Below are 13,407 nucleotides of genomic sequence, written 5' to 3'. Positions count from 1 at the left end.
GGTAACAATTTAGAGACTACCGCCCGTTTTGGCTTGTTTGACAAGAATAATCTCATTGAATCATTTCAATATTAGAAACAAAAAACGATTTATTTGATGTGAAAAACAGTTTCAAATTCGGGGAATGGGAGTTTTAGAACAATCTCAAAAAAAGGTTTCAGCGAGAAACTCATTCTCAGTTATAGGAAATATAGTAAAGACAAAGTGCAATTCAATTTGGTTTAATGCTAGGACAGAACCAATTGTTTCTATGAGAAAATAGGCTATCAAATAAAAGGATTGCTTTTACAAATAAAAGAAGTTCGAGAACACGTTGTCATGCTTAAAAAAATAAATGATGAATAAGTTATTTCTAATATTATTGCTGTATTCAGTCATAAGTTGTAAAAAGGAAGAACTGAAAAGCGAGGTAATCTTGAAAAAAGAGATTCCAAATTCCTATGTCATCCCTGAAAGTAAATCAATTAGAATTGACACTACTCTACTAACCTCTTTTAACGATAAAACGCTTTTCAATTTTTACAAATCGACTGAATACAAAACCGTTTGGCAATCTGACGAAAAGAGAAAAATAATTTTAGAAGAACTTCTTAAATCTGACGAAGAAGGATTAAATCCAGAGGATTATAAAGTAAAAAAACTACTTGAATTTGAAAAAAAATCAGCAACTCTAGATACTATAGATTTAGCAAAATATGATATTTTACTAACTTCCAGTCTTGAAAAATACATTTCACATCTAACAAATGGGGCATTAAACCCAAGAAGACTATATAAAAACTGGGATTTAAAAGAAAACGATATTAATCTAAACGAAACTGTCACTCAATTACTAAAAAGCGACTCATTAGCCTATAAAATAGAACAATTAAAACCCAGTCACATTGTTTACAAAAGATTAAAAAAGGCGCTTAAACTGATTCAAAGTTTTCCTAAATACAATTTCAAAAATTTAAAAATTACCGAGAGAATTTCTCCAAACGATACTAATCGTTCCATAATTGACATCAAAAAAAGATTAATTTATTGGAAAGATTTACTGCCTAAAGACACTTTGACACCAATTTATGACGAAGAAACCGTAATGGCGGTAAAAAGGTTTCAAGCCCGTCATGGTTTAGCTCATGACGAAATTATCAGAGAAGCAACAATAGCTTCTCTAAATTTTTCAAAAGAACAACGTATCCATCAAATTATTGTCAATCTCGAGCGCTGGAAATGGTATCCAAAAGAAATGGGTAAAGAATACGTAATCATTAACATTCCCGATTACAGATTGACTTTAGTTAAAGACAAAGACACTTTGAGAACACACAGAGTAATTGTGGGAAGAGCTAAAAGAAAAACTCCAATCCTAAGTTCTAAATTAATTCAGGTCGTTTTTAATCCAACATGGACGGTTCCACCAACTATTTTAAGAGAAGATGTTATTCCAGCAATTTTAAAAAGCAGAAGCTATTTAATAAATTCAAACATTAAGATATATGATAGTGACGGAAGAATAGTAAGTCCTTATGAATGGCAATTATCTCAAGCAAAAAGTTACCGCTATGTACAAAATCCGGGAACTTTTAATTCTCTAGGTATGGTGAAAATTATTTTCCCAAATCGTTTCTCTGTTTACTTACACGATACAAATCACAGGGATTATTTTGATAAAATTGATCGCTCGTTGAGCTCAGGTTGCGTCAGGGTTGATAATCCGTTGGAATTAACGGAATATTTACTGAATGACCCCGTCAATTGGAACTTAGAAAAAATCACAACTACATTACAAAACGAAAAAACAAAATTTGTCAAAATAAAAAAAGATGTTTCCTTTCATTTATTGTATTGGACTGCTTGGAGTGACAATAATAAATTAATTTTTAGAGATGACATTTATAATCTTGACGTTGATTTATACAATAAATTAAGAAACTAACTCTGATTCCAATTTAAATGCTCTTGATGGATGATAAATAAAGAAACATGATTTGTCTTTTATTGCATTGATTATATCTTTAGACAATTCTACTGGCACAGCTGGACAACCTTGACTTCTTCCTAATCTATGATTGTTTTTAATAAACGAATTAGAAACATATTCAGCCGCATGCATAACCACGCCTCTTGCTCTTGCATTGTCATTTACTCCTTTTTCTAAACCATCTAATTTTAGTGACATCCCATGTTTACCGCTATAGATTTCACCAGTTGCATAAAAACCTAAACTGCTTTTATAGGATTCGGCTGAATTTGAAAAAGTAGAAGCAAATTCATCGCCAGTATTTCTCCCATGTGCAACAAGCGTATTGAACAAGATTTCACCTGTTGTCAGGTTAATAACCCAAAGCCTTTTGGTATTGGATGATAAACTAAAATCAACTAAAGTTAAAATATCTTTCTTAATGAATCCTTTTTCTTTCAACAAATAATACCCTTTTAAAGCTTCTGAAAAACCTTCAAATTTAGGTAAGGCAAATTCGTTGGAATGCAAATTATTATATGCCATTTCAATAGTAGCTTCAGCACTAGATTTTACCGTTTTGGCATAAACTACTGATTTAATACTCTTTGGCTCAGAAAAACTTGTTTTGCTTGGAGTGAATGAAACCAGCATAAACAAAATAGCAGGAAATATCTTATAAATCATTGAATATCTTTAAGTTATAAACTAATTTGGGATTACAAACGTACTTCAAAAAACAAGAATTAAAAAGGAATTAACAAAACTTTAGACCTCTATAACGAATTAAGTGCTGAAAATATTGAGCAAAAAATCATAATAAAATCACTTTCTATGTTAATTTTGTTATTTTTGTTTATATACAATACTAATTTATGTTCAAATTGCATTTCACAATCCTAATTATATTAATTTTCTATAGTTTCAATAGCTATGGCCAAAAAAAGATTCTTTTAACAAAATCTATTTCAGAAAACATCACCATTGACGGGGAAATTAATGAGGAAATTTGGAAAACAAGCTCGGTAGCTACCGATTTTGTAATGTTTGAACCTGATAATGGAAAACCAATAAGCACCGCTAAGAAAACGGAAGTTAGAATACTTTATGACAACAATGCTATTTATATTGCTGCTACTTTATACGATGATGAACCCAATAAAATAAAAAAAGAAATTACAAAACGAGATGTTTTTGGAGTTTCAGATAACTTTTCAGTTAACATTAATGGATTCAATGACGGACAGCAAGACTTTCGCTTTTTTGTAAGTTCAGCAGGAGTTCAATCAGATTGTTTAGCAATAGAGGAAAGCGAAGATTTTACATGGGATGCTATATGGTATAGCAAAACAGCAATAACTGATTATGGCTGGACAGTCGAAATGAAAATCCCTTATGCAGCTTTACGATTTTCGAATACTAAAAAACAAACTTGGGGTTTGAATTTTATGCGTGAAATAAAACGCGACAATCAAAAATACACATGGAATCGTGTTGATACAAAAATTGGAGCTGTAATTACACAGGCGGGGATTCTTCAAGGAATTGAAAATATAAAAACACCTACCCGACTCTTTTTTATACCTTATTCATCTGCATATTACCAGGAAAATGATATCGCTTCGGGAACTACTTTTAAAGCTGGTTTAGATATAAAATACGGAATCAATGATTCCTTTACATTGGATGCTATCGTGGTCCCAGATTTTGGACAGACTAAATTTGACAATGCTATTTTAAACCTAGAACCTTTTGAACAAAAACTGGATGAAAACAGGCCTTTTTTTACAGAAGGAACTGATTTATTCAATAAAGGAGGTTTGTTTTATTCCAGAAGAATTGGTGGATCACCAATAACAGAACCAGTAATTGACGCAAATGAAGAAATAATAAATTATCCTAACACAGTTAACTTACTTAATGCAGTAAAAGTTTCCGGAAGGACAGAAAAAGGCCTCGGAATTGGTTTTTTGAATGCTGTCACAAAAAAAACATACGCTACTATTCGTGATAATGATACAAATGAAACCAGAAAAGAAGTCATAGAACCACTTACCAATTATAATATATTGGTTTTAGACCAACGTTTTAATCAAAATTCATCGGTTTCATTTGTAAATACAAATACAACTCGTTATGGCGACTTCAGAGACGCTAATGTTTCAGCATTATTATTCGATTTAAACACAAAATCAAATACCTATAATTTATATGGTGATTTCAAATACAGTGCTATCAATACAGTTCAAGATTACAATGGCTTTAAAACCTCATTAAACTTTGCAAAAACAAGTGGAAGATATAGATACTTACTTTCTGGGAAATACATATCTAAGGATTATGATATAAATGACTTAGGAATTATTTTTTACACCAATTATCACAATGCATTAGCTAATGCTAGCTATAGAATTTTAAATCCAACTAAAACATTCAATACCTTCAAAGTCGAACAAGAATTAAATTTAGAACTGCAAAACACAACTGGAAAAATACAAGAAGGTTGGTATAAAACAGTAATTAAAGCTACATCTAAAAAAAATGATTATTTTGAATTTGCTTTAATAATAAATCCATTTGAAACGTTCGATTTTTATGAACCACGCACAAACGGCAGATACCTCCAAATTCCAAGAAGAATAGCATCTTATTTTGGAACCGAATTCAATAGTAACAATGCTTTTACTTTTGACTTCACCCCATCTTTCACATTATATGATCAAGAAGGAAGAATTACTTACGGACTCGCTGTAGGTCCAAAATACAGATTTAATGACAAATTTTCACTTTCTTACATATTAGATTATACCCGCAAGACAAACGACAGAGGTTGGGTGGACCAAGACAACACGGGAATCATTTTTGCAGAGCGCAACAGAGAAATATTACAGAATGACGTTACTGGTAAATATGCCATAAACAATAAAATGACGCTAAACTTGACAGCTCGTTATTACTGGTCCTATTCTCAAAATCATCAATTTCTAACTTTAGAGGACAATGGTTATTTAGTTCAAAATAATGCTTATTCATTAAATAAAAACAGAAATTTTAATTCCTGGAATTTTGATTTATCGTATTCTTGGTGGTTTGCTCCAGGTAGTGAAATCTCTATTTTATACCGCAACTATGCACTCGAAAGTACTCGAAATGTTCAAAAAGATTTATCCACTAATTTCAAAAATGTTTTTGACAGTAACCTGACTACTATTTTTTCCATTAGTCTTCGTTACTTTATTGATTATAATGTGGTGAAAAGTAAATTTTAACCCAAAAAGAATGCGTCATAAAATGAGATTGAAAAACACTTCGTTTTCAATCTCATTTTTTTATGCAATGAAACGCAGCTTAATTTTTTATTAAAAAAACTGTAACAAATTCTTAAAAGTACAGTCTATTATTCTAATTCGATTAAAAGAATCACAGCAATCATCAAAATCAATCAACTTCAATCAAAATCAATCAAAATTAAATGAGAAAATTACTCCTTATAATCACGCTCCTTTTTTCATTATTTGGCTACAGCCAGAAAAAAATATTACAAACTAAATTCATCACTGACAATATAACTATTGATGGAAAATTAGATGAAAATGTTTGGAAATCAGTTCCTGTGGCTAAAGACTTTATCATGTTTGAACCAGACAATGGTAAGCCCATTGCAGAAAACAAAAAAACTGAGATAAAAGTTTTATATGACAATGATGCCATATATGTTGCCGCATTAATGTATGATAATGAACCTAACAAAATATTGAAAGAAATCTCACAAAGAGATAATTTTGGTGCTTCTGATATTTTTGGAGTTTTTGTAAATGGTTATAATGACGGGCAACAAGATTTTCGCTTTATAGTTTCCGCATCGGATGGACAAGCTGATTGTATAGGAACCGATACAAATGGAGAAGATTACTCTTGGGACGCAGTTTGGAAAAGTAAAGCAGTAATCACCGATTTTGGCTGGGTAGTTGAAATGCGAATTCCATATGCTGCACTACGTTTTTCGGGTGAGAAAAAACAAACTTGGGGACTCAATTTTTTTAGAGAAATAAAACGGGATCAGCAAAAATATAGTTGGAATTTTATTGATTCAAAAATTGGAACTTTTACGCAACAAACTGGTATTTTAGAAGGAATTGAAAATATAAAAACACCTACCCGACTGTTTCTTTTACCCTATTCTTCTTTTTATGTAAATGCAAATTCACAACAAAAAACTACGGGTACAATTAAAGGTGGTTTAGATATAAAATATGGCATAAACGACGCATTTACTCTTGATGCCATACTTATTCCTGATTTTGGCCAAACAAAATATGATGATCAAATTTTGAATTTAGGTCCTTTCGAACAACAATTTAATGAGAACAGACCTTTTTTTACAGAAGGAACGGATTTATTCAGCAAAGGAAATCTACTCTATTCCAGAAGAATTGGCGGAAGGCCATCAAATTATCCAACTATTGCGAGCAATGAAAAAATTATTGACAATCCTTCAAGTATCAATCTTATCAATGCCTTAAAAGTGTCCGGCAGAACAAAAAATGGGTTGGGAATAGGGATTTTAAATGCAGTTACTGAAAAAACATATGCAACGATTCAGAATAATGATACCAATGAAACAAGAAAAGAATTAGTAGAACCGTTAACTAATTATAATGTATTGGTTTTAGATCAGCGCTTTCGCAAAAACTCCTCAGTTTCATTTATCAATACTAATGTTACCAGAAACGGAAGTTTTCGTGATGCAAATGTTTCAGCATTAGTTTGGGATTTAAACACTAAGAAAAACACCTATAATCTCTCTGGAAATTTCAAGTACAGTATCATAAACGATACCGAAGACAAGAAAGGGACTTTTACTTCATTAAACTTTGGAGAAACTTCTGGAAAATACCGATACAGCCTTGGAACAGAAATAGTTTCTAAAAACTTCGACAGCAATGATTTAGGAATCAATTTTGAAACCAACTACTATGCTATTTATGGAAACACAAATTATAGAATATTAAATCCCACAAAATATTTCAACACTTTCGTTGCGAATTTCAACATGTATACTCAATTTCAAAAAGAGACAGGAAAAATTCAAGGAAATAATATCAATGTAAATATAAATTCTAATAATAAACAAAATCATTATTTTGGATTAGGTATAAATGCAAATCCTATTGAATCCTATGATTATTATGAATCAAGAACAGAAAACAGACCTCTAATTTTCCCAAAAAGAATGGGAGGCTGGTTCTACTTTTCTTCTAATTACAATAATAAATTTGCAATAGACTTTAACCCTTCTTTTGCTGTTTTAAGCGAACCTGGAAGAAATTCATATGGCTTTTTACTTGGTCCAAGATACCGTTTCAATGATAAATTTGCTTTAAATTACAGCTTCAACTTTTTTAGACAAAACAATAATAAAGGATATATAGATAGTATTGATGATGATTTAAATTCAACTACGCCTAACACCATAATATTTGCTAATAGAAATGTAATTACCTACTCTAATTCGCTTACTGGAAAATACTCTGTCAACAGCAAAATGACTTTTAATCTTTCTTTGCGACAATATTGGTCCTTTGCCGAAAATAAAAACTTCCTCTCTCTGGAACAAAACGGAAGATTAAAGGATTATACGAATTTTACCGAAAACAGAAACTCAAGTTTTTATTCTTGGAACGCTGATTTATCCTATTCCTGGTGGTTTGCCCCTGGAAGTGAAGTCTCTATTTTATATAGAAACAATGCAGCTAATTTTCAAAGAGAAATCGACAAGGATTTTGGAAGGAACGTTACTACTTTGTTAACCAATGATCAACTTAAACATGTTTTTTCTATAAGCATTCGTTATTTCATAGACTATAACGCCGTGAAAAATAAATTCTAAGTTGCATTAATTTTAAAAAACCACAGTTTCTGCAACAAAATTATCATTATTTGTTATTGTTATGTTACGAATGAATAATAGTGATTTCGATTGCTTCGAACATTTTTAGAAATGCTTTATCTTTGTTCAAAATATATTACAATGAACAAAAAAGTAATTCTTATGATTTTGGACGGTTGGGGAAAATCTCCTGACCCTAAGGTATCTGCAATTGATAATGCCAATGTACCATTTATAAATAGCCTTTATAAAAATTATCCAAGTGCCCAACTTAGAACCGATGGTCTAAATGTAGGTTTGCCGGAAGGACAAATGGGAAACAGCGAAGTAGGACATATGAACCTTGGCGCTGGACGAATAGTATATCAGGATTTAGCCAAGATAAATCTTGCCGTAGCGCATAATACTTTGGCAAAAGAACAAGTATTAGTTGATGCTTTTACTTATGCTAAAGAAAATAATAAAAAAGTACACTTCTTAGGATTGGTTTCTGATGGTGGTGTTCACTCCCATACTTCTCATTTACGAGGTTTGATTGATGCAACACAACAATACGGATTGCAAAAAGTCTTTGTTCACGCTTTCACTGATGGTCGTGATGTTGATCCAAAATCAGGAAAAAATTACATTCAGGATTTAGAAGATTATATCGCAAATACTACCGTAAAAATAGCTTCTGTTATTGGACGTTATTATGCGATGGACCGTGACAAACGTTGGGAAAGAGTAAAACTAGCTTACGATTTATTAGTAAACGGAACTGGTACTCACACTAAAAATCCAGTTGCGTCGATGGTAGAAAGCTATGAAGTCAATATAACCGATGAATTTATTCATCCAATGATTGTAGTTGATCATAATGACAAACCCCTAGCTACTATTGAGGAAGATGATGTAGTTATTTTCTTCAATTTCAGAACGGATAGAGGAAGAGAATTGACAGAAGCGCTTTCGCAACAAGATTTCCATGAGCAGAACATGCACAAATTGAATTTGTATTATGTAACACTTACCAATTATGACGAAACGTATAAAAACGTAAAAGTTGTTTATAATAAAGATAACATTACCGAAACTCTTGGCGAAGTTTTAGAAAAAGCACAGAAAAAACAAATTCGTATTGCCGAAACAGAGAAATACCCTCACGTGACTTTCTTCTTTTCAGGCGGAAGAGAATTACCTTTTGTCGGCGAAAGTCGTATTTTGAAAAATTCTCCAAAAGTAGCTACTTATGATTTGCAACCAGAAATGAGTGCATTTGAATTGACTGATGCTTTAGTTCCGGAACTTGAAAAAGAAGAAGTGGATTTTGTATGTCTTAATTTTGCCAATGGCGATATGGTAGGTCATACAGGGATTATGAGTGCAGCGATAAAAGCTTGTGAAGCCGTTGACAAATGTGTCGAAAAGGTAATCACAACAGCATTAGCTCATAATTACACTACCATTGTAATTGCAGATCACGGAAACTGTGAAACTATGATTAATCCTGATGGAAGCCCTAATACAGCGCACACAACAAATCCGGTTCCAATTATTTTGGTAGACAAAGATTTGAAAACGATTCATGATGGCGTTTTGGGAGACATAGCTCCAACAATTTTAGAATTGATGGGGGTTGAAAAACCAGCAGTTATGACGTGTCATTCTTTGTTGTAAAACATAGAAATAATTTGAATCAAAAAATTTAAATACGATTTAAATAAAATTCAAAAAAGCTGTTCTAATTTGGAACAGCTTTTTTATTATCAAAAGTTCTCATAAAATTGTACTTTTGCAAACTGAAAATTCGAAATTATGATTATTGTAAAATCACGTGAAGAAATAGAATTGATGCGAGAAAGCGCATTAATCGTATCAAAAACATTAGGAATGATTGCTTCTGAAATAAAAGAAGGAGTTACTACTTTATATTTAGACAAATTAGCGGAAGAATTCATTCGTGACCACGGAGCTGAACCAAGTTTTCTTGGTTTATATGGTTTCCCTAATTCACTTTGTATGAGTCCAAATGCACAAGTAGTTCATGGAATTCCAAATAATAAACCATTGGAAAGTGGCGATGTAATCTCTGTAGATTGTGGTGCTTATAAAAATGGATACCATGGCGATCATGCTTATTCTTTTGAAATTGGCGAAGTAGTTCCCGAAACTAAAAAATTATTACAAATAACCAAAGAATCCTTATACGTGGGAATCCGAGAATTAAAATTAGGAAATCGCGTGGAAGATGTTGGAAATGCTATTCAAAGACACACAGAAGCACATGGATACGGAGTTGTTCGTGAGCTAGTAGGACACGGAGTAGGACAAAAAATGCATGAAGATCCTGAAATGCCAAATTATGGTAAAAAAGGAAGAGGAAAGCTTTTTGTTGAAGGAATGGTTGTAGCCATTGAACCTATGATTAATTTGGGAACCCGAAACATCAAACAATTAAAAGACGGCTGGACAATCCTTACTGCCGATGGAAAACCAAGTGCCCATTTTGAGCATGACGTTGCGATTATCGATGGAAAACCGGAGATTTTATCAACTTTTGGATACATCTACAAAGCTTTAGGAATTGTGAGTAATGAAGAAGATGAGTTTAGAAGAGAGCCTTTAGTTCTATAAATTATTTAAAAGTTCAACACGAATTGAAACCCAAATTATGACCTTAAATCACTTATATGTTTAACCTTTTTTGAAACATATAAGTGATTTAAGGTCATATAAGAAAATCTAAAGTTATAAAAGCGAATCTGTCTGAAACAAAAATGAAAAAACTCTTTAAACTTATACTCAATACCATTCCGCGTCCTTTACTTATTCGTTTAAGTTACGTGGCTCGTCCAGTTCTTGCATTAGCATTAAAAGGAAATACATTTACGGATCCTATTGATGGGAAAAGTTTCAAAATGTTTCTGCCTTACGGTTATGGAACACAAAGAAACAATGTACTTTCGCCAAGTACCCTTTCATTGGAAAGACACCGTTTGTTGTGGCTGTATTTGAATGAAGAGACTGATTTTTTTACTTCGTCAGAAAAAAAGAAAGTGCTACACTTTGCACCGGAACAAGCCTTTTATAAATTATTTCGAAATCAAAAAAACCTGAATTATACCACAACCGATTTATTTTCACCTCTAGCAGATGTAAAAGCGGATATTTGTGATTTGCCTTTCGAGGACAATCAATACGATGTTATTCTTTGCAATCACGTTTTGGAACACATTCCAGACGATACGAAAGCAATGCAGGAATTATATCGAGTTTTGAAACCAGGAGGAATGGCAATTTTACAAATCCCACAAGAGTTGTCCAGAGCCACTACTTTTGCAGATGATACGATTACCGACCAGAAAGAACGTGCTAAAATATTCGGACAATACGATCACGTTCGTATTTATGGACGAGATTATTTTGATAAATTAAGAAGTATTGGTTTTAAAGTAATCGAAGAAGATTACACCAATAAAATAGCCCCGGAATTGGTAGAAAAATATTGTTTAGCAAAAGGGGAAATTATTCCTGTTTGTTTTAAATAAATTTAAAACAGATAAAATAAAACTGCTCCATAATTGGCATAATAATAGTGTTGCTTAATTCCGTATATTTACATTTCAGCAATTCAAAACATATGCTTAAAGCCTTTTTTCAAAAAATAGTATTGCTTTTCATAATTACTTCGGCTACTGCTCAAGTAGAAAAAGAGGTTGCTCCGCCATATAATGTTAAGACGATTTCTTTTGTTCAAAGCAATCAAAATGTAATTCCTATTTTTAAATTAGGAGAAGGGTTTCAGTTGCAATTCGATGATTTATTTGGCAATGAAGCTGATTATTACTACGACATAACCCATTGCGACTATAATTGGAATCCTACGGAAATCCCTAAAAGTGAGTATTTAAAAGGTTTTGATAACCAAAGGATTTCAGATTACACCAATTCTTTCAACACATTACAAATCTATTCCCATTATAGACTAGCTATTCCAAATCAGTTCACACAATTATTAATCAGCGGTAATTACATACTGAAAATTTTAAACGACAATAAAGAAGTCGTTTTTTCCAGGAAATTTATTCTTTATGAAGATCGGGTTACGGTTCCTATTCAAGTAAAAAGAGCGAGAACTGTCAGCAATTTAGATTCTAAACACAACTTAGAATTTACCATTAAATCAAGTACCATTACTTTTCAAAATCCTATTAAAAATGTAAAAGTAGTTTTACTTCAAAATGGACAATTCAATGACGCAATTACAAACATTACCCCTCAATACACGATTGGAAACGATTTGATTTATAAATATGATGCCCAAACCCAATTTTGGGCAGGAAACGAATTTTTATACTTTGAAAATAAAGATATTAGAGCTGCCAATAATAATGTAGCCCGTGTAGATTCAAATAATGAAATCTATAGTTCTTATTTATATACCAATAATGCCCGAACAAATTATCCGTATTCCGTAACACAAGATGTAAACGGAAATTTTGTTGTCAAAAATATAAACGCAACCAATAGTGAAATTGAAGCTGATTATGCATGGGTTTATTTCAGTCTTTCGGCTCCAACTTTTAGAATGAATAAAGACATTTATATCACTGGAATGTTCAATAATTATAATTTAACTCCAGAAAATAAAATGGATTATAATGAAAAAAAGAACCTCTATGAAAAAGCAATTTTAATAAAGCAAGGATTTACTAATTTTCAATATACAGTTGCCGACAGCAAAGGAATTATCGATCATGAAAATGCAATTGACGGGAATTTTTATCAAACAGAAAATGATTACTCTATAATGGTCTATTACCGAGAAAATACCGATCGATATGATAGAGCCATAGGAAAAGGAACAGCAAATTCATTAAATATCATCAACTAAAAAAACTTTTCGAAAAACGACTATACAAAATCAATTTTTTGTAAATTTGTCGGTATTAAGCACCTATTCACATATTTAGTATGGTTTCTCAAATAACAAGAGGCATAAAGATAACGGTATTGACTAGTTTTGAAGGCACCTACTTCAAAAACTATAAGATTCACTTTGCCTTTAGTTATGAAATTACAATCGAAAACCACAGTAAAGATTCCGTACAATTAACCTCTCGCCATTGGGAAATTTTTGACTCACTAAATGATGTTGAAGTGGTGGATGGAGAAGGTATCATTGGAAAAAAACCCGTTTTAAAACCAGGAGAATTTCACACTTACAGTTCCGGTTGTTTATTATCATCCCCTTATGGAGCAATGAAAGGGTATTTTAATATGATTAATTTTACTTCTACAAAAACTTTCAAAGTTATTGTGCCTACCTTTAGATTGTGTGCCCCATTTGCTTTAAACTAAAATCATCAGCTTTATTTCTAGGAGCTATTCCAGCTATTCATTACAAGTCCTCATAAAAATAGTGTTTTTGCAAGCCCTAAAAAGAGCTTCCGTTGGTCGCTTTTTTAGAGCCGCAAAAAAAGCTTATTTTACTCCGGTCTTTTCATTTCTATCTGGGCTACAACACAAACGATCTAATTTATTACCAATAGTTTTATACCAACAAATGACGATTTTTAAAACAATC

Annotated in this window: 9 protein-coding genes; 8 read left to right on the top strand and 1 reads right to left on the bottom strand. The window is 32.0% G+C overall.

Annotation, left to right across the window (positions count from 1 at the left end; genetic code table 11):
* The first annotated feature begins 334 nt into the window (after positions 1-334).
* Positions 335-1,924, top strand: a complete 1,590-nt coding sequence (locus OA85_RS07430; protein WP_231557086.1) for a murein L,D-transpeptidase — start codon at positions 335-337, stop codon at positions 1,922-1,924.
* Here OA85_RS07430 and OA85_RS07425 read toward each other — a convergent pair.
* On the bottom strand, positions 1,913-2,635 hold the full coding sequence (locus OA85_RS07425) for a murein L,D-transpeptidase catalytic domain family protein (RefSeq protein ID WP_039108891.1): 723 nt from the start codon (positions 2,633-2,635) through the stop codon (positions 1,913-1,915). The two genes, OA85_RS07430 and OA85_RS07425, sit on opposite strands and share 12 nt — an antisense overlap.
* Before the next feature lie 188 nt (positions 2,636-2,823).
* Between OA85_RS07425 and OA85_RS07420 the strand changes: the two genes are divergently transcribed.
* The 7 genes from OA85_RS07420 to apaG all read left to right on the top strand — a co-directional run bounded on the left by OA85_RS07420 (position 2,824) and on the right by apaG (position 13,181).
* Complete coding sequence (locus tag OA85_RS07420) at positions 2,824-5,217, top strand: DUF5916 domain-containing protein (RefSeq protein WP_039108890.1); 2,394 nt, start codon at positions 2,824-2,826, stop codon at positions 5,215-5,217.
* A 203-nt stretch (positions 5,218-5,420) separates the two neighbouring features.
* A complete protein-coding gene (locus OA85_RS07415) occupies positions 5,421-7,838 on the top strand; it encodes a DUF5916 domain-containing protein (protein WP_039108889.1) in 2,418 nt (805 codons plus the stop codon).
* Positions 7,839-7,979: 141 nt separating this feature from the next.
* Positions 7,980-9,497 (top strand): 2,3-bisphosphoglycerate-independent phosphoglycerate mutase, encoded by a 1,518-nt coding sequence (gene gpmI / locus OA85_RS07410; RefSeq protein WP_039108888.1) that lies wholly within the window; start codon positions 7,980-7,982, stop codon positions 9,495-9,497.
* A gap of 138 nt (positions 9,498-9,635) precedes the next feature.
* Positions 9,636-10,454, top strand: a complete 819-nt coding sequence (gene map, locus OA85_RS07405) for a type I methionyl aminopeptidase (protein WP_039108886.1) — start codon at positions 9,636-9,638, stop codon at positions 10,452-10,454.
* Positions 10,455-10,597: 143 nt separating this feature from the next.
* The gene (locus tag OA85_RS07400) at positions 10,598-11,368 is read left to right on the top strand and encodes a class I SAM-dependent methyltransferase (protein WP_039108885.1); all 771 of its coding nucleotides are present in this window, start codon (positions 10,598-10,600) and stop codon (positions 11,366-11,368) included.
* Positions 11,369-11,460: 92 nt separating this feature from the next.
* The gene (locus OA85_RS07395) at positions 11,461-12,714 is read left to right on the top strand and encodes a DUF5103 domain-containing protein (protein ID WP_039108884.1); all 1,254 of its coding nucleotides are present in this window, start codon (positions 11,461-11,463) and stop codon (positions 12,712-12,714) included.
* An 80-nt stretch (positions 12,715-12,794) separates the two neighbouring features.
* On the top strand, positions 12,795-13,181 hold the full coding sequence (apaG, locus tag OA85_RS07390) for a Co2+/Mg2+ efflux protein ApaG (RefSeq protein WP_039108883.1): 387 nt from the start codon (positions 12,795-12,797) through the stop codon (positions 13,179-13,181).
* Positions 13,182-13,407: the final 226 nt, after the last annotated feature.

The sequence above is a fragment of the Flavobacterium sp. AED genome, assembly GCF_000812945.1.
Taxonomy (GTDB): domain Bacteria; phylum Bacteroidota; class Bacteroidia; order Flavobacteriales; family Flavobacteriaceae; genus Flavobacterium.
Note: the sequence above shows the minus strand (reverse complement) of the source record. Positions and strands in the feature narration are given on the sequence as shown.